The following is a 20,937-nucleotide window of genomic DNA, read 5'->3' on the forward strand; positions in this document are numbered from 1 at the left end:
TCCCGGCTCCCGCCAGTCAGGGACTGCGCTCTCGGCCAGGGAGAGAATCACTGAAAACAGGCTGATTGCGGCCCTTGTTTTATCTCGCCCGCGAAGATCTGCGCAGGATTCGCTTCGGTGTTCTGGTCGGGCCCGGGCCGCGCTGCAGAATGCGCCCAGAAGCACCCCATACATAGGAGGAGAAGCCGGCATGGTGGCTGCGCCGCTTCGGGCCCTGATGGCCATCGTGCTTGTGGGGTTGACCCTGGTGGGCAGCGGCTGCAGCCGGCTGGGCCAGACCCAGTCGCCAGCCGCGGAGGCGCCGATCGCCGTAACGGCGCCGACCGGCCGCCTGCAGGAGGTCGCGCCGCCGCCGCTGGTGCGCCAGCTCGCCGAACGGCTGGAGGAGCGGGATCCACAGCTGGAGATCCTGGCCCCCGCCGATGGAGCCCTGCTGCCGGCCGGCCCCTGGAGCCTGAAGCTGCGGCTGCGTGACTGGCCCCTCGCCGATGCGGGCCCCCTGGGCCTCGGGCCCCATCTGGTGGTGCAGGTGGACGGGACGACCGTGCGGCGCCTGAGCCACCCTGACGAACTCAGGGACCTGAGCCTGCCCGAGCTGGACCCCGGCAGCCACCTCGTCACCGTCTATGCGGCCAGGCCCTGGGGCGAGGCCGTGAAGGCCCCTGGCGCCAGCCGTCAGATCCGGCTGCACCGGGTGGCGGCTAACCCCCAGCAGCTGCCGGCCCCCGGCAGCGCCCAGCTGGTGCTGGCCAGCCCCGATGGCCTGGCGCAGGCCGAGCCGGTGCTGATCGACTGGCTGCTGTTCGATGCCCCCCTGCAGAACCTGCGGGAGGGCGATGGGCGCTGGCGCCTGCGGGTGACCGTGAACGGCGACAGCTTCCTGGTGGACCGCCACGCGCCGCTGTGGCTGCGGGGCCTGGTGAACGGCAGCAACGCCCTGCAGCTGGAGCTGCTGGACGGGCGCGGTGAGCCCCTGAACGGCCCCTTCAACAGCCTGGTGCGGGAGGTTCAGATCCAACCGGGGCCCCGGCCCGGCTGGCTGCGGGGCAGCCTGACGCCGTTGGAGCTGGATCAGCTCAGCGGCCTGGCTCCCGTGGACGAAGGCGGTCAGGGCAATGGCAGGACGCGCCAAGACGCGACGGAGCAGGGCGGCGCGGTGAGTCCCGGGGTCGTCAGCCAGCCGCCCCAGCCCGGCACAGCCCTGCCGCGGCCGGCCGCCCCCGAGAGCCGCGCCGCCCCCGAGAGCCGCGCCGGGCGCGGGGCCGAGACCGACACCGACACCGAGGCCCAAGGGGCTGGGGCTCCTGCCGCTCAGGCCCCAGTGCAGGCTCCAGAGCCCGCCGACCAACCGCCCGCAACCCGCGCAGCGCCAGGCGCCGCCAGTCAGCCCGAAACCGCCGACTCCGCCGCCACCGAGCCCGCCGGGGCCCAGGCGGCGAGCCCTGGGGCTCCACCCCCGGCGACGCGGGCCACAGCCCAGACCGCCCCTGCTCCAGCAGTTCCCGAGGCCAGCGCCACGCCGGAGGCCGCTCCCCCCACCGCCACCACCAACGTTCAGGAACCCGACGCCACAGCCCAGACGACAGAACTCCCGGCGGCGGAGACCAGCCCGGCCCGGGAAGCTGCCAGCAGCTCACAAGCTGCCGCAGGCGAACCGAGCGGGACAGAGCCAGCGGCGGAACCACGCGCGCCAGACCCCCAAGAAGCACCTCAGCCCCAAGCTCCACAGACGGCAGCCGTGACCCAAGCCCCCCCAACGGCGGTCGAGCCCGTGCCCTCTGGCCCCCAGGCGTCAGGAGCTGCGCCGCCAGCATCGCCCCCCACCCCACCAGCGGCGTCCAGCCCCAGCGAGGAGCGCATTGCCCCGAGCACCGGCCTGGCCGGCTCGGCACGGCAGCTGGTGAACCCGGATGGCTCCCTCGTGAAACCCCAGGGCTCTGGTCCCCTGGCCCGCCTGCGCGAGAGGCTGCAGCGATGAGCATCCCTGAAACCGGCCAGAGCCCCACCCTGCGCTGGGGCTTTGGCCTCGGCGGCGCCAGCCTGCCGCTGCTGCGGCGCCTGCTGGCGGCGGACCTGATCGATCGGATCGCCCTGCCGCCCCAGCCGGGCGAGGGCCTGTCCCCCCGACTTGATGACCACCCGTCCGCGTCCGGCGCGTCCGACTGGACGGCCCGCAGCCTGGGGGAGCTGCTGGCCAGTGAATGGCCCCGCAGCCAGGCCTTTGTGGCGGTGGGGGCCTGCGGCGCCATCACCCGCCTGATCGCCCCGCTGCTGGGCGACAAGACCAGCGATCCGGCGGTGGTGGTGCTCGATCCCGCCGGCCGTTACGCCATCCCCCTGCTCGGGGGCCACGGGGCCGGGGCGGAGGCGCTGAGTCAGCGGATTGCCGCGGCGCTGGGGGGAGAGGCCGTGCTGACCGGCGCCAGCAGTGGCGGCGGCCGCCTGGCCCTCGACAGCTTCGGCCGCGGCTGGGGCTGGCGACGGGGCAGCGGCGACTGGGACGCGCTGATGAAGGGCTTCGCCCGCGGCGAGCCGATCGCCGTGGCGCAGCAGGCGGGCAACGGCCGCTGGCGGCAGCTCGAGGCCGCCCAGGCCCTGGCGTCCGGGCCGGAATCCCCTGGGCAGGCCCATCCCCAGGAGGCAGCGGGGGCCCAGCTGGTGGTGGCCGTCGAGCAGGGTGACGGCTGCCGCTGGCATCCCCCCGGCCTCTGGCTGGGGATGGGCTGCGAGCGCCACACCAGCCTGAGCCTGCTGGAGCGGTTGGTAGACGGGGCCCTGGCGGACCAGGGCCTCGCGGCCGAAGCGGTGGCCGGCCTGGCCAGCGCCGAGCGCAAGGCCGATGAGCCCGCCCTGCTGCAGCTGGCCGAACGGCGGGGATGGCCCCTGCGCTGCTTTGCCGCCGACGCGCTGAACGCCGTGGCGGTGCCGAATCCCTCGGCCGCCGTGGCCGCCGAGCTGGGCACCGCCAGCGTGGCCGAGGCCGCCGCCCTGCTGGCGGCCGGCCCGGGTGCCCAGCTGCGGCTGGAGAAGCGGATCGAGCGGGCCCAGGCCGGCGAGCAGGGCGCCGCCACCCTGGCCATCGCCGCGGCCGCCAGCCAGTGGGCGCCGCAGCGGGGCCAGCTGCACCTGATCGGCAGCGGCCCCGGCAGCCTGGAGCTGCTCACTCCCGATGCCCGCCGGGCCCTGGCGGAGAGCAGCGTGTGGGTGGGCTACGGCCTCTATCTGGATCTGCTGGAGCCGCTGCGGCGGCCCGATCAGCTGCGCAGCGACGGCCAGCTCACCCAGGAGCGGGAGCGCTGCCGCGAAGCCCTGGAGCTGGCCTGCCAGGGGCTCACGGTGGCGCTGATCTCCTCCGGCGACAGCGGCATCTACGGCATGGCCGGCCTGGCCCTGGAGCAGTGGATGGCCCTGGAGGCCGGCGATCGCCCCGGCTTCACGGTGCACCCCGGCATCTCGGCGCTGCAGCTGGCGGCGGCCCGGGCCGGTGCCCCGCTGATGCACGACTTCTGCACCGTGAGCCTCAGCGACCGGCTCACCCCCTGGGCCGTGATCGAGCGCCGGCTGCGGGCCGCCGCCGCCGGCGACTTCGTGGTGGCGCTCTACAACCCCCGCTCGCGCGGGCGCGACTGGCAGCTGGGCCGGGCCCGGGAGCTGCTGCTGGAGGGTGGCCGGCCAGCCCAGACGCCCGTGGTGCTGGCCCGCCAGCTGGGCCGGCCGGAGGAGCAGGTGAGCCTGCACACGCTCGGGGGGCTGCCCCTGGACCAGGTGGACATGCTCACCCTGGTGCTGATCGGCAACGCCAGCAGTCGCGTGGAAGGCGGGCGGATTGTGACCCCACGGGGCTATCCCGGCGCGGAGCTGGCCTGAAGGCCGACGCGCCGAACCGGCTCAGGGGAGGAGAAGAGTCGGGATGACAGGATTCGAACCTGCGGCCCCTTCGTCCCGAACGAAGTGCGCTACCAAGCTGCGCTACATCCCGATGGGGGGAGTGTAGGAGATGGCCCTCCCAGGCCCCCGGCGCGGCCCACCGGTCACGGGGCCCCATGGAACCAGCGGGCCAGGGGATCAGGGCCGCTTTCTAGAGTCGGTGGCCGCCACGCCTCCGGGAGGTCCACCGCCTTGCTCAAACCCGACTGGCTGCGTGTGAAGGCTCCCCAGCGGGAACGGATCGGCGAGGTGGCCGACCTGCTGCTGGATCTCAAGCTCAACACCGTCTGCCAGGAGGCGAGCTGCCCCAACATCGGCGAGTGCTTCGCCGGCGGCACCGCCACCTTCCTGATCATGGGGCCGGGCTGCACCCGCGCCTGCCCCTACTGCGACATCGACTTCGACAAGAGCGTGCGGGCGCTGGATCCCAGCGAGCCCGAGCGCCTGGGGGAGGCGGTGGCGCGGCTGGGGCTCAAGCACGTGGTGATCACCTCGGTGAACCGCGACGACCTGGACGATGGCGGTGCCAGCCAGTTTGTGGCCTGCATTGAACAGGTGCGCCAGCGCTCGCCGCTCACCACGATCGAACTGCTGATCCCCGATCTCTGCGGCAACTGGGGCGCCCTGGCCGCCGTGATGGAGGGCGCCCCGGAGGTGCTGAACCACAACATCGAAACCGTGCCACGGCTCTACAGGAAGGCGCGGCCCCAGGGGGTCTACGAACGCTCCCTGGAGCTGCTGCAGCGGGTGCGCGAGGGCTGGCCGCGCACCTACACCAAATCCGGCCTGATGACCGGCCTGGGCGAGACCGACGCCGAGGTGCTGGAGGTGATGGCCGACCTGCGCCGCCACCGGGTGGACATCGTGACCATCGGCCAGTACCTCTCCCCTGGCCCCAAGCACCTGCCCGTGGATCGCTTCGTGACGCCGGAGCAGTTCGAGGCCTTCCGCCGCCACGGCGAAGAAGCCCTGGGCTTCCTGCAGGTGGTGAGCACGCCCCTCACCCGCAGCAGCTACCACGCCGGCGAGGTGCAGCGGCTGATGCGGCAGTTCCCCCGCTGAGGAGGGAGGCCGTCAGGCCGCCACGGCCTCCCGCTCCGCCAGGCCCACCGTGGCCTTCTCGCTGGGGGGCACCAGCAGCTTGAACTGGGCCTTGCAGCGGCTCCAGTCGGCCAGGATCGCCGCGGCCTTGGCGCTGCCGGTGGCCTCCAGGTGGGCCTCCAGCAGGGGCTTGAGCAGGGCCTCCTGCTCCGGGGTGGTGAGCTCGGCGATGGCCACGATCTCGGGGTTCACCCGCTCCGTCAGGCCGCCGCTCTCATCGAGGATGAAGGCCACGCCGCCGGTCATGCCGGCGGCCACGTTGCGGCCCGTGGAGCCCAGCACCACCACCACGCCGCCGGTCATGTACTCGCAGCAGTGGTCGCCGGCGCCCTCCACCACGGTGCGGGCCCCGCTGTTGCGCACGGCGAAGCGCTCACCGGCGCGGCCCAGGGCGAACAGCTCGCCGCCGGTGGCGCCGTAGAGGCAGGTGTTGCCCAGGATCACCTGGCTGCCGGGCTCCTGAACACCGGCGGGGGGCACCACGGTGAGGCGGCCGCCGTTAAGGCCCTTGCCCACGTAGTCGTTGGCTTCGCCCACTAGGCGCACGTTCATGCCCTGGAGCACGAAGGCCCCGAAGCTCTGGCCGGCGGCGCCCTCGTAGGTGAGGTCGAGCTGGCCCTGGAAGCCTGTGTTGCCGTGGCGTGCGGCGATCTCGCCGGAGAGCCGGGCACCCACGCTGCGGTCGGTGTTCACGATCGCCAGGGTGCGGGCCAGGCGGCCGTGGCCCTCGATGGCGGCCATCACCTCGGCGTCGGCCAGGAGCTGGTCTTCCAGGATCACACCGTTGCCGTGGGCCTCGGCCTCGTGCTGCAGCCAGGTGCGATCGGCGGCGGCCGGGATCGGATCGATCAGGCAGGAGAGGTCGAGGGCCTTGGTCTTCGCCAGCTGCACGGAGCGGGCCTGCAGCAGCTCGGTGCGGCCGATCAGATCTTCCAGGCGGGCCACGCCGAGCACGCTCAGCAGCTGGCGCACCTCCTCGGCCACGAACAGGAAGAAATTCACCACGTGCTCAGGCACGCCGGGGAAGCGCTTGCGCAGGTTCTCCTTCTGGGTGGCCACCCCCACCGGGCAGTTGTTGGTGTGGCAGACGCGGGCCATGATGCAGCCCTCGGCGATCATCGCCACCGAGCCGAAGCCGTATTCCTCGGCGCCGAGCAGGGCGGCGATGATCACGTCCCAGCCGGTCTTGAGACCGCCGTCGGCCCGCAGCAGCACCCGATCGCGCAGGCCGTTCTCCAGCAGGGCGCGGTGCACCTCGGTGAGGCCCAGCTCCCAGGGGCTGCCGGCGTGCTTGATCGAGCTCAGCGGCGAGGCGCCGGTGCCGCCGTCGTGGCCGGAGATCTGGATCACATCGGCGTTGGCCTTGGCCACACCGGCAGCGATGGTGCCGATGCCGATCTCGGCCACCAGCTTCACGCTCACCTTGGCGGCGGGGTGCACCTGGTGGAGGTCGTGGATCAGCTGGGCCAGATCCTCGATCGAATAGATGTCGTGGTGGGGCGGCGGTGAGATCAGCGCCACGCCGGGCTTGCTGTTGCGCAGCCAGGCGATGTAGGGATCCACCTTGGGACCCGGCAGCTGACCGCCCTCGCCCGGCTTGGCCCCCTGGGCCACCTTGATCTCCAGCTGCCGGCCGCTGCGCAGGTATTCGGGGGTCACACCGAAACGGCCCGAGGCGATCTGCTTGATCGCGGAGCAGGCGGTGTCGCCGTTGCGCAGGCCGTTGAGGGTGGGCAGGGTCGGCGAGTGGCCCTCGCCATCCACATCGTGGAGGGTGTGGAAGCGGGCCGGATCCTCACCGCCCTCGCCGCTGTTGCTCTTGCCGCCGATGCGGTTCATGGCGATGGCCAGCACCTCGTGGGCCTCGCGCGAGAGGGCCCCGAGGCTCATGCCACCGGTGCAGAAGCGGCTGCAGAGGCTCTCCACGCTCTCCACCTGCTCGATGGGCAGGGGCGTGGCGGCGGGCTTGAGCTCCAGCAGGTCCCGCAGGGCCGTGACCGGCCGGTTCTCCAGCAGGGTCTTGTAGGTGGAGAAGTGATCGTAGCCCGGGCCCGCCTTCACGGCCGCATGCAGGGCCTTGGCCATCTCCGGGCTGTTGAGGTGGTACTCGCCGCCGGTGCGGTACTGCACGAAGCCCATGAACTCGAGCTTGGTGCGGTTGAGCTCGGGGAAGGCCTTGGCGTGGAAGCTCAGGGTTTCGCTGGCCAGTTCACCGAGGCTCAGGCCCGCCACGCGGCTGGTGGTGCCGGTGAAGGCCAGCTGGATCACGTCGGCGCCGAGGCCGATCGCCTCGAAGATCTGGGCGCCGTGGTAGCTGGCCAGCAGCGAGATGCCGATCTTGGAGAGGATCTTGCGCAGGCCGTCCTCCAGGGCCTTGCGCACGTTGGCCTGGGCCTGATCGGGCGTGAGGGCCGGCAGCTTGCCGGTTTCGATCAGCTTCTGCACCTTGGCCTGGGCCAGCCAGTGGCGGCTGGTCTCCCAGGTGAGCCAGGGGCACACGGCGCTGGCGCCGTAGCCGATCAGACAGGCCAGGTGATGGGTGCTCCAGCACTGGGCCGTGTCCACCACCAGGGAGGTCTCCAGGCGCAGGCCCAGGTTGAGCAGGTGGTGGTGCACCGCCCCCACCGCCAGCAGGGGCGGCACATAGGTGGTGGTGGCGGTCAGACCACCGGGCTGGCCATCGAGGCCGCGCCGATCGGAGAGCACCAGGATCTGGCTGCCGCCCCGCACGGCCGCCTCGGCCTCGGCCTTGAGCCGCTGCACCGCCGCCTCGAGGCCGCCGGGGCCATCGGTGACGGCCATCAGCGTGGAGAGGGTGGTGGTGGGCAGGCCCTGCTGGCTCACCGCCGCCAGCTCCGTCTCATTGAGGATCGGGCTGGCCAGGTGCAGCACCGCCGCCGAGGCGGCCTCGGGCCGGAGGGGGGAGCCCCGCTTGCCCAGGTGCATCTCCAGGCTCATCACCAGCTTTTCCCGCAGGGGGTCGATCGGCGGGTTGGTGACCTGGGCGAAGCGCTGCTTGAAGTAGTCGTAGAGAAGGTGCGGCTTGTCCGAGAGCACCGCCAGGGGAATGTCGTCGCCCATGCAGTAGGTGGGCTCCTTGCCGGCGCCGGCCATGTCCTCGATCACCAGATCGAAGTCCTCGGCGGTGAAGCCGAAGGCCGTCTGCTGCTGCAGCAGCTCCAGATCCCCCAGCTGACGCTGCTGGGTCCAGGGCTGGACGGCCAGGTTGCGGCGGTGCTCCGCCAGCCAGGCGCCATAGGGATGGCGGGCGGCCACCTCGGCCTTCACCTCCCAGTTGCGCAGCAGGCGGCCCTGTTCCAGATCCACCGCCAGCATCTGGCCGGGGCCGAGGCGACCCTTCTCCAGGATGCGGCTCTCGTCGAGCTCCACAACGCCGGTTTCCGAGCCCATCACCACGAAGCCGTCGCTGGTGATGCAGTAGCGGGCCGGGCGCAGGCCGTTGCGGTCGAGGGTGGCGCCGACGCTGCGGCCATCGGCGAACACCAGCAGGGCCGGGCCGTCCCAGGGCTCCTGGGTGCAGGCGGAATACTCGTAGAAGGCCTGGATCTCGGGTTTATCCGCCAGCTCGGGCTGGTCGCGGAAGGCCTCGGGCACCAGGGTGAGCAGGCTCTCCGTGATCGGCCGGCCGCTGCGCACCAGCAGCTCCAGGGTGGCGTCGAGGTTGGCGGAGTCGCTGAAGGCGGCGTTCACCACCGGCTTGAGCTCGGCGGCCGCCTCGCCCCACACCGCATCCAGGTTGGCCTCCGAGGCCCGGGCCCAGTTGAGGTTGCCCAGCAGGGTGTTGATCTCGCCGTTGTGGCCCAGCAGCCGCATGGGCTGGGCCAGGGGCCAGCGGGGCAGGGTGTTGGTGCTGAAGCGGCGGTGATACACCGCAAAGCTCACGGCGAAGCGCTCATCGCGCAGGTCGCCATAGAAGGCGGCGAGCACCTCCGAGCGCACCATGCCCTTGTAAACCACGGTGCGGCCGCTCAGCGACGCGAAGTAGAGGTCGCCCGGGCCGGGGCCCCAGGCCTCGCGGGCCCGGTCGCCGCAGCGGCGGCGCAGGCGGAACAGCAGGGCCTCCAGGGCATCGCCGTCCTGGTCGCCGGCCAGCAGCCACTGCTCGATGGCCGGGGCGGTGCCCAGGGCCAGGGGGCCCAGCACCGCAGGGTTCAACGGCACCGCACGCCAGCCCAGGCTGCGCAGCCCCAGCCTGGCGGCCTCCTCATCGCAGAAGGTCTTGGCCTGCTCGCGCCTGGCGGCGTCGGCGGGCAGGAACACCATGCCCAGGCCGCGGGAAGCGCCGCTGGAGCCGGCCGCCTCGGGCCACACGGCCTCCAGGTAGCTCCAGGGGATGCCGCAGAGCACGCCGGCGCCATCGCCGGAATCGCCGTCGCCGCCGCAGCCGCCGCGGTGCTCCATGCAGTCCAGGCCGCGCAGGGCCTGCTGCAGCACCCAGTGGCTGGCCTCACCCTTCAGGCTGGCCAGGAAGCCCACGCCGCAGGCGTCCTTCTCGCCGGCCACGGCCGCCGGGGCCGGGCTGTCGCAGTGCGGCCAGACGGAGGGGGAGGACTGCGACATCGACGACTGCGGCATGACCCGGCGACAACCTGGCGGACCACGAGGAGCGGACGCAGGCTCTCGCCTGTCGCACACACCTCGCGCTGAGAACCTCTGATCCTAGGGATCTACGCCCCCAGGCACGCCGGCGCAGGCCATCGGGAGCGGCCAGGCCGGAAAAGGGGGGCTAGCGTTGATCGACAAGCAGATCCGAGGATCCATGGCGGCGCTGCTGGCCCATCTCCCCCTGGCCGCTGGGCTGTCTGTGGGCCTGAGCGCTGGATTCGGCACGCTGCCGCTGCTGCTCGCCCTGGCTCCCGGCGCCGAGGCCGCACCCCGTGCCACCGCGCCGTCCGCCCTGGTCGCGACCCGCGCGGGCCAGGCCAGCCAGCAGGGGGGCCAGATCGCCATCAACGGCCGGATCCAGCAGGCCCGCTGGCTGTGGAGCCCCGCCAGCGCCGCCGCCCCCGCTGAACTCTGGCTGCCCCTGGAGGTGCTGCAGGACCAGCTGGGCGTGGCCAGCAGCGCCACCCCCGGCGGCGAGCTGAACCTGGAGTGGTACGGCCGCCGGGCCAGCGTTCCAGCCCAGGCCCAGCGCAGCCTGGAGGATGAGGTGGCCGTGCCCGCCCTGGCCCTGCTGACGGCGGCGGGGGTGCGGGTGCAGCCCCTGGGGGATCGCCTGGAGCTGGAGCTGCCGGCCGCCGGCCTGGCCCGCATCCGCTCCCGGGACCTGGGCAGCGCCAGGCGCATCGTCCTCGACCTGGCCGGCCCCGCCGTGGTGCAGCGGGGCGAGGCCGGCCTGCTGCTGGGCCTGCGCGGCACCCCGGACCAGGAGCGGGAGCTGCAGGCCCAGGGCCTGCGGGTGCAGCGGGAGGCCCTGGGGCTGAGGATCCAGCCCGCCAGCGGCTCGGCCGCCAAGCTGCTCACCCTGGGCGGGCCCGACCGGCTGGTGCTGGAGTTCGGCGATGGCGCCGCCGCCACCGCCGCGCCGGAGCGGCCGGCGGCCCTCGATCCACGGCTGCAGCCGCTGCTCAGCCAGGGCCTGCGCATCGATCGCCGCGTGTTGCCGGGCGCCAGCGGCGCCGTGGTGCTGAGCAGCGTGCGGCTCGACCCGCGCACCATCCCCCTGGACCTGCGGCCCCTGACCCGGCCCGACGGCATGCAGGGCCTCAGCAGCCTGGGCCAGCTGGCCCGCAGCGAGCAGGCCCTGATCGTCATCAACGGCGGCTTCTTCAACCGGGTGCGGCGCCTGCCCCTCGGCGCCCTGCGCAGCAACGGCCGCTGGCTCTCCGGGCCGATCCTCAACCGCGGCGCCATCGGCTGGCGCGACGGCAGCCTGCCCAGCTTCGGGCGGCTCAGCCTGCAGGAGTGGGTGAGCGATGGCCAGGGGCAGCGCTGGCCCCTCGCCAGCCTCAACAGCGGCTACGTGCAGCGGGGCCTGAGCCGCTACACGGCCGACTGGGGCCGCAGCTACCAGGCCCTGAGCGGCAACGAGAGCGCGGTGCTCGTGCGCGACGGCCTGGTGCTGCAGCGCTTCGAGGGTCCCGAACTGGCGGCGGGGATTCCGCTCGGCGGCGCCGATCAGCTGCTGGTGGCCCGGGGCGGCAGCCCCCTGCCCTGGAACCCCGGCGAACGCCTCAGCCTGGCCAGCCAACCCAGCAACGGCCTGGGCCAGCAACCCTTCGTGGTCGGCGGTGGACCGCTGCTGCTCCAGGACGGTCAGCTGGTGCTCAATGGCGGCGCCGAGGGCTTCAGCCCCACGTTTCTGGAGCAGGGGGCTCCGCGCACGGTGATCGGCAGCGACGGCAGCCAGCTCTGGCTGGTCACCCTCCAGGGCGCCGGCAGCGCCGGCCCCACCCTGGTGGAGACCGCCCGCCTGCTGCAGCAGCTGGGGCTACGGGACGCCCTCAACCTCGATGGCGGCAGCTCCACCGGCCTGGTGGTGGGCGACACCCACACGGTGCGGGGCCGCGGCGTCGTGGCCTCGGTGCACAACGGCCTCGGCCTGGTGCCGCGCGGGGCCGGCCCCGCCGCCAGCGGCGAGCCGGGCCGCCGCGCCGTGGCGGCCTGGGGTCCCTGACAAACTGGAGAGCCCGATCCAAGGAGCTGCCGCCGCCATGCCCAAGGGCCACAGCCTGCGCCTGAGCGCGGCCGCCGCCGCCGAGCTGGGCCGCCAGGCGGCGGTGGCCGGCACCCCCGGCGTCATGCACCTCGACCTGGTGGAGGGCAGCTGCGAGCGCTGGGTGATCCGCATCCGCCCGGGCCACCTGGCCGGCCAGCCGATCGCCCGGGCCGACGGCATCACCCTGTTTGCCCCCGCGGACCAGGGCGAGCGCCTGGCCGGCCTGCAGCTCGACTACCGCGGCGACCTCAGCGGCGGTGGCTTCCTGGTGCGGCCCAGTGCCGAGGTGCGCACCTGCGCCTGCGGCGCCGCCTTCAGCCCGGCCGGCAGCCCGGTGGAGCCAGCGGGGGCGGCCGGTCCGGCGACAAAGTAAGGTGGCGGATTGTCGAAAACGGTCGGTCTTCCGACCTGCTCTCCGGCCCCCCGAACGCTCCGGCCCTCGATGCCCACGATTCAGCAGCTGATCCGTACCGAGCGGCAGCGCCTCACCCGCAAGACCAAGTCCCCTGCCCTGCGCGCCTGCCCCGAGCGCCGCGGCGTGTGCACCCGCGTGTACACCTCCACCCCCAAGAAGCCGAACTCGGCTCTGCGCAAGGTGGCCCGTGTGCGTCTCACCTCCGGTTTCGAGGTCACCGCCTACATCCCCGGCATCGGCCACACCCTGCAGGAGCACTCCGTGGTGATGATCCGCGGCGGCCGTGTGAAGGACCTGCCCGGTGTGCGCTACCACATCATCCGCGGCACCCTCGACACCGCCGGCGTGAAGGACCGTCGTCAGTCGCGCTCGAAGTACGGCGCCAAGACCCCGAAGGGCTGATCCGTCCCCGTTTCCCGTTCCTGACTCCCACTACCCAGGTCTATGTCCCGCCGCAACGCCGCCGAGAAGCGCCCGGTTCTGCCCGATCCGCAGTTCAACAGCCGTCTGGCCACGATGATCGTGGCCCGGCTGATGAAGCACGGCAAGAAGTCCACCGCCCAGCGGATTCTCTCCGATGCCTTCGGGCTGATCAACGAGCGCACCGGCGCTGATCCCCTCGAGCTGTTCGAGACGGCCGTCAAGAACGCCACTCCCCTGGTGGAAGTGCGCGCCCGTCGCGTCGGTGGTGCCACCTACCAGGTGCCCATGGAAGTGCGTCAGGAACGCGGCACGGCCATGGCCCTGCGCTGGCTGGTGAATTTCTCGCGCGCCCGCAACGGCCGCAGCATGGCCCAGAAACTGGCCGGTGAGCTGATGGATGCCGCCAACGAGGCCGGCAGCGCCGTCCGCAAGCGCGAAGAGACCCACAAGATGGCCGAGGCCAACAAGGCCTTCGCCCACTACCGCTACTGAGTCAGGTCGGCCGGATCACCATGACCCGGCCCCTGCCTGGGCCGTCGGCCGATGGTCGACCTGTAGAGTGACGCCCAATTTTTGTAGACCTACCCTCCGGAGACCTGCCCCGTGGCCCGCGCCTTTCCCCTGGAACGCGTCAGAAATATCGGTATTGCCGCCCACATTGACGCGGGCAAGACCACCACAACCGAACGCATCCTGTTCTATTCGGGTGTGGTTCACAAGATCGGCGAAGTGCACGATGGCGCCGCCGTAACCGACTGGATGGCCCAGGAGCGGGAGCGGGGCATCACCATCACCGCGGCTGCGATCTCCACCAGCTGGAAGGATCACCGCATCAACATCATCGATACCCCCGGCCACGTGGACTTCACCATTGAGGTGGAGCGTTCCATGAGGGTGCTCGATGGCGTGATCGCGGTGTTCTGCGCCGTGGGTGGCGTGCAGCCCCAGTCGGAAACCGTGTGGCGCCAGGCGGATCGCTACAGCGTTCCCCGCATGGTGTTCGTCAACAAGATGGACCGCACGGGCGCCGACTTCCTGAAGGTGTATGCCCAGATCAAGGATCGCCTCAAGGCCAACGCCGCGCCGATCCAGCTGCCGATCGGTGCCGAAGGTGAGCTGAGCGGCATCGTCGACCTCGTCAAGAACCGGGCCTTCATCTACAAGGATGAACTCGGCAAGGACATCGAGGAAGCCGACATCCCCGCCGACATGGTGGACGAGGCGGCGAAGTGGCGCGCGGCCCTGATGGAGAGCGTCGCCGAGACCGACGAGGAACTGGTGGAAGTGTTCCTCGAAACGGGTGAGCTGAGCGAGGAGCAGCTGCGCAAGGGCATCCGCGAAGGCGTGCTGAAGCACGGCCTCGTGCCGATGCTGTGCGGCTCCGCCTTCAAGAACAAGGGCGTGCAGCTGCTGCTGGATGCGGTGGTGGACTACCTGCCCGCACCGGTGGATGTGCCCCCGATCCAGGGCCTGCTGCCCGATGGAACCGAGGCCATCCGTCCCGCCGACGACAGCGCCCCCTTCAGCGCCCTGGCGTTCAAGGTGATGGCCGATCCCTTCGGCAAGCTCACCTTCGTGCGCATCTACTCGGGTGTGCTGCAGAAGGGCAGCTACGTGCTCAACTCCACCAAGGACAAGAAGGAGCGCATCTCGCGCCTGATCATCCTCAAGGCCGACGACCGTGAGGAAGTGGACGAACTGCGCGCCGGTGACCTGGGCGCCGTCCTGGGCCTCAAGGACACCACCACCGGCGACACCCTCTGCGTGGACTCCGATCCGATCATCCTCGAATCGCTCTACATCCCCGAGCCCGTGATCTCGGTGGCCGTGGAGCCCAAGACCAAGGGCGACATGGAGAAGCTCTCCAAGGCCCTGCAGTCCCTGTCCGAGGAAGATCCCACCTTCCGGGTCCGCACCGATCCGGAAACCAACCAGACCGTGATCGCCGGCATGGGCGAACTCCACCTGGAAATCCTGGTGGACCGCATGCTGCGCGAGTTCAAGGTGGAGGCCAACATCGGCGCACCCCAGGTGTCCTATCGCGAAACCATTCGCGGCAGCGCCAAGGGTGAGGGCAAGTTTGCCCGCCAGACCGGTGGTAAGGGCCAGTACGGCCACGTGGTGATCGAAATGGAGCCCGGCGAACCGGGTTCCGGGTTCGAGTTCGTCAACAAGATCGTTGGCGGCATCGTGCCCAAGGAGTATGTCGGTCCGGCCGAAGCCGGCATGAAGGAGACCTGCAATTCCGGCGTGATTGCAGGCTTCCCAATGATCGACATCAAGGTCACCATGGTCGACGGGTCCTACCATGATGTGGACTCGTCGGAGATGGCGTTCAAGATCGCCGGCTCCATGGCCTTCAAGGACGGCGTCAAGAAGTGCAATCCTGTGCTGCTTGAGCCGATGATGAAGGTCGAGGTCGAGGTTCCCGAGGACTACCTGGGTTCCGTGATCGGCGATCTCTCCTCCCGCCGCGGCCAGGTCGAAGGGCAGTCCATCGACAATGGACAGTCCAAGGTCCAGGCCAAGGTGCCCCTGGCCGAGATGTTCGGCTACGCCACCCAGCTCCGATCCATGACCCAGGGTCGGGGTATCTTCTCGATGGAATTCAGCCACTACGAGGAAGTTCCTCGCAACGTGGCCGAGGCCATCATCTCTAAGAATCAGGGTAATTCCTGATCTTCCCCTAACCTTACCCACCCCCGATTCTTTTTCATCATGGCACGCGAGAAGTTCGAAAGGAACAAGCCCCACGTCAACATCGGCACCATCGGCCACGTTGACCACGGCAAGACCACCCTCACCGCCGCCATCACCAACGTGCTGGCGTCCCAGGGCATGGCCAAGGCCCAGGCCTATGACGATATCGACGGTGCTCCCGAAGAGAAGGAGCGCGGTATCACCATCAACACCGCCCACGTCGAGTACGAAACCGACAAGCGTCACTACGCCCACGTGGACTGCCCCGGCCACGCGGACTACGTGAAGAACATGATCACGGGTGCCGCCCAAATGGACGGCGCCATCCTGGTGGTGGCCGCCACCGACGGCCCCATGGCCCAGACCAAGGAGCACATCCTGCTGGCCAAGCAGGTGGGCGTGCCCGCGCTGGTCGTGTTCCTCAACAAGAAGGACATGGTCGACGACGAGGAGATCCTCGAGCTGGTCGAACTGGAAATGCGTGAGCTGCTGAGCAGCTACGACTTCCCCGGCGATGACATCCCCGTGGTGGCTGGCTCTGCCCTCAAGGCTCTCGAGCACATCCAGGCCGGCAACAAGGCCGTCCGTGGCGAAAACGAGTGGGTCGACAAGATCCTCGACCTGATGGACGCCGTGGATGAGTCCATCCCCGAGCCCGAGCGCGAAATCGACAAGCCCTTCCTGATGGCCGTCGAAGACGTGTTCTCCATCACCGGTCGCGGCACCGTGGCCACCGGCCGTATCGAGCGCGGAAAGGTGAAGGTGGGCGAAACCGTCCAGATCGTGGGCATCAAGGACACCCGCGAGACCACCGTCACCGGTGTGGAAATGTTCCGCAAGCTGCTCGACGAGGGCATGGCCGGCGACAACGTGGGTCTGCTGCTGCGCGGCGTCCAGAAGGAGGACATCGAGCGCGGCATGGTGCTGGTGAAGCCCAACTCCATCAAGCCCCACACCAAGTTCGAGGGTGAGGTGTATGTGCTGAAGAAGGAAGAGGGTGGCCGCCACACCCCCTTCTTCGCTGGCTACCGCCCGCAGTTCTACATCCGTACGACGGATGTGACCGGCCAGATCACCGCCTTCACCGCCGACGACGGCTCCAACGTGGAGATGGTGATGCCCGGCGACCGCATCAAGATGACCGGCGAGCTGATCTGCCCGGTGGCCATCGAGCAGGGCATGCGCTTCGCCATTCGCGAAGGCGGCCGCACCATCGGTGCCGGCGTGGTGTCCAAGATCATCGAGTGAGGCTGAGGTAGCCTCCTGGGGTGGGCCTTCGGGCTCACCCCTTTCCCCGCACCTCGACAATCCAGCTCTTCCGGGATGGCATTCGGGTTCCGCCCGGATCCGCGTCCTGTTCGCTTCCTCCCTGACTGCCCATGTCCGCCGCCATTGCCCAGCAGAAGATCCGCATCCGCCTGAAGGCGTTCGACCGCCGCATGCTGGATCTGTCCTGCGAAAAAATCATCGAGACCGCCGATCACACCGCTGCGACCGCGATCGGCCCGATCCCCCTGCCCACCAAGCGCAAGATCTATTGCGTGCTGCGCTCGCCCCACGTGGACAAGGATTCCCGCGAGCACTTCGAGACCCGCACCCACCGTCGGATCATCGACATCTACAGCCCCTCGGCCAAGACGATCGACGCCCTGATGAAGCTGGACCTGCCCAGCGGCGTCGACATCGAAGTGAAGCTCTGAAGCTCTGCGCTTCACCTGTGCTCTGTGCCCGCCCTCCGGCGGGCTTTTTTGTGGGCACCTGGCCCACGGGAGCCCAGCCACTCCCGACGGGAGAGGCCGGCTCCCTAGGATCGGGCCTGCTGATGGTTCTGCCCCCCGGCGGCGCCTGGCCCTCCCTCCCCGCCGCCCTGCTGGTTGCCATTGTGACGAATCTGGCCGTGAGGGAACTGCCCCTCTTCCCCCTGCCGGATGTGGTGCTGTTCCCCCAGGAAGTGCTGCCGCTGCACATCTTCGAGCCGCGCTATCGCATGATGCTGCGCACCGTGATGGAGACGGATCGCCGCTTCGGAGTGGTGCGATGGGATCCCCAGGCCGGGAAGATGGCCGAGGTGGGCTGCTGCGCCGAGATCCTGCAGTGCCAGACCCAGGAGGACGACCGCAGCAACATCGTGACCCTCGGGCAGCAGCGCTTCCGCGTGCTGGATGTGGTGCGGGAGGCACCGTTCCGCGTGGGGCTGGTGAGCTGGATCGAGGATGAGCACGCCGACAGCCACCAGGCCCTCAGCGACCTCTCCCTGGAGGTGCGCCAGGCCCTGCACGACGTGGTGGACCTGACGGGCAAGCTGATCGGCAAGCCCGCCAGCCTGCCCAACGACCTGCCGGATCTGCCGCGGGAGCTCTCCTTCTGGATCGGCGCCCACCTGGGCGGTCCGGTGGCCGACCATCAGCAGGCCCTGCTGGAGATCACCGACACCGGCGAACGCCTGCGCCAGGAGTATGAGCTGCTGGACCAGACCCGCCGCCAGCTGGCGGCCCGCACCGTGCTGAAGGACACCTTCCGCGACCTCGAGGACGACGACGGCGACCTCAGCGGCCTGGGCCAGCGCGGCGACGCCGCGGACTTCGACGGCGAAGGCGACGACGACCTGGGCCGGAGCCGCTGAACCGTGACCCCTGGACTGTTGGCGGTCCTGCCCGCCCCGGCAGGGACCGTGGCCCTGCTGCTGCTCGCTGGACTGGCCCTGGCGGTGATCGGGCTGCTGGTGTGGCAGCGCCGCGACCGCGCCTTCCACAGCACCGCCTCGGTGGCCGAGGCCTACGACCGCTGGACCGACGACCAGCTGCTGGAGCGCCTCTGGGGCGAGCACGTGCACCTGGGGCACTACGGCAGCCCGCCGCGCTCTGTGGATTTCCGCCGCGCCAAGGCCGACTTCGTGCACGAGCTGGTGCGCTGGAGCGGCCTCGACCAGCTGCCCCCTGGCAGCCGGGTGCTGGATGTGGGCTGCGGCATCGGCGGCAGCGCCCGCATCCTCGCCCGCGACTACGGCTTCGACGTGCTGGGCATCAGCATCAGCCCCGGCCAGATCGCCCGGGCCACGGCGCTCACCTCCGAGGGCCTGAGCTGCCGCTTCGCCGTGATGGATGCCCTGGACCTGCAGCTGGCCGACGGCAGCTTCGATGCGGTCTGGAGCGTCGAGGCGGGACCCCACATGCCCGACAAGCAGCGCTACGCGGATGAGCTGCTGCGGGTGCTGCGGCCCGGCGGCCGCCTGGCGGTGGCGGACTGGAACCGGCGTGACCCCGCCGTGCGCCCCCTGAACCGGCTGGAGCGCTGGGTGATGCACCAGCTGCTGGTGCAGTGGGCCCACCCGGAATTCGCCAGCATCCCGGGCTTCCGCCGCAACCTGGAGGCCAGCCGCTACGGCGCAGCCGTTGGCCTGCAGGTTGACACCGGCGACTGGAGCCGCGAGACCCTGCCCTCCTGGATCGAGTCGATCCTGGAGGGGGTGCGGCGCCCCGGGGCGGTGCTGGGCCTGGGGCCGAGGGCGGTGCTGCAGGGTCTGCGCGAAACCCCCACCCTGCTGCTGATGCACTGGGGCTTCGCCACCGGAATGATGCAGTTCGGCGTGTTCCGGGCCGTCAAGCCCGGCTGAGCGCCGCCACGGGCCCCTGGGCCGGACCCATCGCACCCATCACGCCGCTGCGCCGGCCTCCTCCTCCTCGCGCACCTGATCGAGGGGATAGGCACCGAACACGGCCAGGTGCTCACACAGGGGCTGCAGCTCGGCCAGGGCCTGCTCCAGCGGGGCGTTGCCCGCAGGCAGCTCCAGATCCACGAAGAAGATGTACTCGCCCATCTCCCGCTTGGAGGGGCGCGATTCGATGCGGCTCATGTTCAGCCCCAGGCGGGCGAAACAGCCCAGGGCCTCCAGCAGGGTGCCGGGGCTGTTGGCGTGGAGCGAGAAGGCGAGGCTGGCCAGCGGCCCCTGCAGCTGCCGCTCGCCGCGGCGCAGCAGCAGGAAGCGGGTGCAGTTGCCCGGCACGTCGTTGACGGGATAGGCCAGCACCTCCAGGCCGTGCTCCCGGGCGGCCTGCAGGGAGGCGATGGCGCCGCGGAAGCGGCTGCCGGCGACCATCCGCGCCGCCTCGGCGGTGGAGCTGGTGGGCAGCTGCAGGGCGTTGGGCAGCTGCTCCCCCAGCCACTGGCTGCACTGGGCCAGGGCCTGGGGGTGGGAGAGCACCTCGCTGATGCCGCTGATGGGGCCACTGCCCAGCAGGGCGTGGCGGATCGGCAGCACCAGGGCCCGGGCCACCCGCAGCTCCGGGTGCTCCCACAGGGCATCGAGGCAGGCGGTCACGCCGCCCTCCACCGAGTTTTCCACCGGCACCACGGCCGCCTCGCAGCGGCCCTCGGCCAGGGCCTGCACCACGGCGCGGATCCCCACCTGGGGCACGAGCTCCGCCTCGGGCTGACCCTCCAGGGCAGCCAGCCGCCCAGCCGCCTGCTCCCCATAGGTGCCGGCGGGGCCAAGGAAGGCAATGCGCATGGGAGCTGGGCTCTGGGCGTGGCTGGATAGGATCATGCCGCGCCGGCCGCCCTGGAATGCCCCTGGCCTTCAGTGCCAGCCAAGCCCTGCACCTGCCGGTGGAGCAGGAGCAGGAGCGCCTCGCCGCCTACCTGGCGGACGAGGAGCGGGTGATGGCGGCCCTGCTGGATGCCCGTCAGCTGGAACCCCTCAGCCCGGGGCGCTACCGCTACACGGTCACGAAGCTGCAGGTGTTCCAGCTGCAGATCCAGCCGGTGGTGGAGCTGGTGGCCCGCTCCCATCCCAACCGCATCGAGCTGGAGGCGGTGGACTGCGAACTGGAGGGCCTGGGCCTGGTGGACGACTTCCGCCTCACCCTCCACTCCTGGCTGGAGGCCAGCGACGCGGGCCTGGCGGGCGAGGCGGCCCTGGCGGTGAGCGTGAGCCAGCCCAGCCTGCTGAAGCTGATCCCCACCGGCGTGCTGGAGGCCACGGGCCGCTCGCTGCTGGCGGGGATCCTGCTGGGCATCAAGACCCGCGTGGGACAGCAGCTGCTGGGGGATTTCGAGCGCTGGTGCGAGCCGCAGGCCGCGGCCTGAGGGCCCAGGGCCCGGTCCAGCCGCCTGGGCTACGGCCCCAGCAGCTTGCGCAGGAAGGTGCGCCGGTGCAGCGGCGTGGGCCCCAGCTGCAGCAGGGCCTGGCGGTGCACGGCGGTGCCGTAGCCCGCGTGGCGCTCCAGGCCATAGCCGGGATGGCGCTCCGCCAGCCGCTGGATCAGGGCGTCGCGGCACTGCTTGGCCAGCACGCTGGCGGCGGCGATCTCCAGATGCAGGCTGTCGCCGCGCACAACGGTGCGCTGGGGGCCAGGCCAGGCCCGCAGGGGCAGCACACCGTCCACCAGCACCAGCTCCGGCGCTGGCCCGAGCCGCTGCAGGGCGCGGATCATCGCCCACTCGGTGGCCTGGCGGATGCCGAAGCGATCGATCTCCGCCGCCGAGGCCTGGCCCAGGGCCCAGCGCTCGGCGGCCTCCGTGATCCGCGGCACCAGCTGGGCGCGGCGCCGGGCCGTCAGGGCCTTGCTGTCGGTGAGGCCGGCGCTGGCGAGGGGGGCGTGGGCCGCCGCCGGCAGGATCACAGCCGCGGCGAAGACGGGGCCGAACCAGCAGCCCCGGCCCACCTCATCGACGCCGGCCTGGGCCACCC

Annotated in this window: 16 protein-coding genes and 1 tRNA gene; 13 read left to right on the forward strand and 4 right to left on the reverse strand. The window is 71.0% G+C overall.

Annotation, left to right across the window (positions count from 1 at the left end):
• Window positions 1-217 precede the first annotated feature (217 nt).
• Entirely contained in the window at window positions 218-1,978 is a 1,761-nt protein-coding gene (locus ACLV7J_RS14270) for a hypothetical protein (RefSeq protein WP_411869732.1), read from the forward strand.
• On the forward strand, window positions 1,975-3,867 hold the full coding sequence (gene cobJ, locus ACLV7J_RS14275) for a precorrin-3B C(17)-methyltransferase (RefSeq protein WP_411869733.1): 1,893 nt from the start codon (window positions 1,975-1,977) through the stop codon (window positions 3,865-3,867). The genes ACLV7J_RS14270 and cobJ overlap by 4 nt, the downstream gene beginning before the upstream one ends.
• A gap of 38 nt (window positions 3,868-3,905) precedes the next feature.
• Here the strand turns inward: cobJ and ACLV7J_RS14280 are convergent.
• Window positions 3,906-3,979, reverse strand: a tRNA-Pro gene (locus ACLV7J_RS14280).
• A gap of 140 nt (window positions 3,980-4,119) precedes the next feature.
• On the opposite strand from ACLV7J_RS14280, the gene lipA reads away from it, so the two are divergent.
• Entirely contained in the window at window positions 4,120-4,989 is an 870-nt protein-coding gene (gene lipA / locus ACLV7J_RS14285) for a lipoyl synthase (RefSeq protein WP_411869734.1), read from the forward strand.
• Between the two features lie 12 nt (window positions 4,990-5,001).
• On the opposite strand, the gene gltB is transcribed toward lipA, so the two are convergent.
• Entirely contained in the window at window positions 5,002-9,609 is a 4,608-nt protein-coding gene (gltB, locus tag ACLV7J_RS14290; protein ID WP_411869735.1) for a glutamate synthase large subunit, read from the reverse strand.
• Between the two features lie 199 nt (window positions 9,610-9,808).
• Between gltB and ACLV7J_RS14295 the strand changes: the two genes are divergently transcribed.
• The 9 genes from ACLV7J_RS14295 to ACLV7J_RS14335 all read left to right on the forward strand — a co-directional run bounded on the left by ACLV7J_RS14295 (window position 9,809) and on the right by ACLV7J_RS14335 (window position 18,861).
• Window positions 9,809-11,668 carry a phosphodiester glycosidase family protein gene (locus ACLV7J_RS14295; RefSeq protein ID WP_411869736.1) on the forward strand — a complete coding sequence of 620 codons (1,860 nt, stop codon included), beginning with the start codon at window positions 9,809-9,811 and terminating at the stop codon, window positions 11,666-11,668.
• A gap of 37 nt (window positions 11,669-11,705) precedes the next feature.
• Window positions 11,706-12,083 (forward strand): AIR synthase, encoded by a 378-nt coding sequence (locus ACLV7J_RS14300; RefSeq protein WP_411869737.1) that lies wholly within the window; start codon window positions 11,706-11,708, stop codon window positions 12,081-12,083.
• A gap of 69 nt (window positions 12,084-12,152) precedes the next feature.
• A complete protein-coding gene (gene rpsL / locus ACLV7J_RS14305; RefSeq protein ID WP_411869738.1) occupies window positions 12,153-12,527 on the forward strand; it encodes a 30S ribosomal protein S12 in 375 nt (124 codons plus the stop codon).
• Window positions 12,528-12,569: 42 nt separating this feature from the next.
• Complete coding sequence (rpsG, locus tag ACLV7J_RS14310) at window positions 12,570-13,040, forward strand: 30S ribosomal protein S7 (RefSeq protein ID WP_255126792.1); 471 nt, start codon at window positions 12,570-12,572, stop codon at window positions 13,038-13,040.
• A gap of 111 nt (window positions 13,041-13,151) precedes the next feature.
• Window positions 13,152-15,227 (forward strand): elongation factor G, encoded by a 2,076-nt coding sequence (fusA, locus tag ACLV7J_RS14315; RefSeq protein ID WP_411869739.1) that lies wholly within the window; start codon window positions 13,152-13,154, stop codon window positions 15,225-15,227.
• Window positions 15,228-15,266: 39 nt separating this feature from the next.
• Complete coding sequence (gene tuf / locus ACLV7J_RS14320; protein ID WP_411869740.1) at window positions 15,267-16,496, forward strand: elongation factor Tu; 1,230 nt, start codon at window positions 15,267-15,269, stop codon at window positions 16,494-16,496.
• A gap of 131 nt (window positions 16,497-16,627) precedes the next feature.
• Window positions 16,628-16,948, forward strand: a complete 321-nt coding sequence (gene rpsJ, locus ACLV7J_RS14325; protein WP_185466691.1) for a 30S ribosomal protein S10 — start codon at window positions 16,628-16,630, stop codon at window positions 16,946-16,948.
• Between the two features lie 182 nt (window positions 16,949-17,130).
• Window positions 17,131-17,871 (forward strand): LON peptidase substrate-binding domain-containing protein, encoded by a 741-nt coding sequence (locus tag ACLV7J_RS14330; RefSeq protein WP_411869753.1) that lies wholly within the window; start codon window positions 17,131-17,133, stop codon window positions 17,869-17,871.
• A gap of 27 nt (window positions 17,872-17,898) precedes the next feature.
• The gene (locus tag ACLV7J_RS14335) at window positions 17,899-18,861 is read left to right on the forward strand and encodes a methyltransferase domain-containing protein (RefSeq protein ID WP_411869754.1); all 963 of its coding nucleotides are present in this window, start codon (window positions 17,899-17,901) and stop codon (window positions 18,859-18,861) included.
• A gap of 39 nt (window positions 18,862-18,900) precedes the next feature.
• On the opposite strand, the gene pheA is transcribed toward ACLV7J_RS14335, so the two are convergent.
• A complete protein-coding gene (gene pheA / locus ACLV7J_RS14340; protein WP_411869741.1) occupies window positions 18,901-19,755 on the reverse strand; it encodes a prephenate dehydratase in 855 nt (284 codons plus the stop codon).
• Window positions 19,756-19,811: 56 nt separating this feature from the next.
• Here pheA and ACLV7J_RS14345 point away from each other — a divergent pair, with 56 nt between their 5' ends.
• Entirely contained in the window at window positions 19,812-20,333 is a 522-nt protein-coding gene (locus ACLV7J_RS14345; protein ID WP_411869742.1) for a DUF1997 domain-containing protein, read from the forward strand.
• A gap of 29 nt (window positions 20,334-20,362) precedes the next feature.
• On the opposite strand, the gene ACLV7J_RS14350 is transcribed toward ACLV7J_RS14345, so the two are convergent.
• Complete coding sequence (locus ACLV7J_RS14350; RefSeq protein WP_411869743.1) at window positions 20,363-20,935, reverse strand: ribonuclease HII; 573 nt, start codon at window positions 20,933-20,935, stop codon at window positions 20,363-20,365.
• Window positions 20,936-20,937 lie beyond the last annotated feature (2 nt).

It is taken from the genome of Vulcanococcus limneticus LL (assembly GCF_943369875.1).
Classification (GTDB): domain Bacteria; phylum Cyanobacteriota; class Cyanobacteriia; order PCC-6307; family Cyanobiaceae; genus Vulcanococcus; species Vulcanococcus limneticus_A.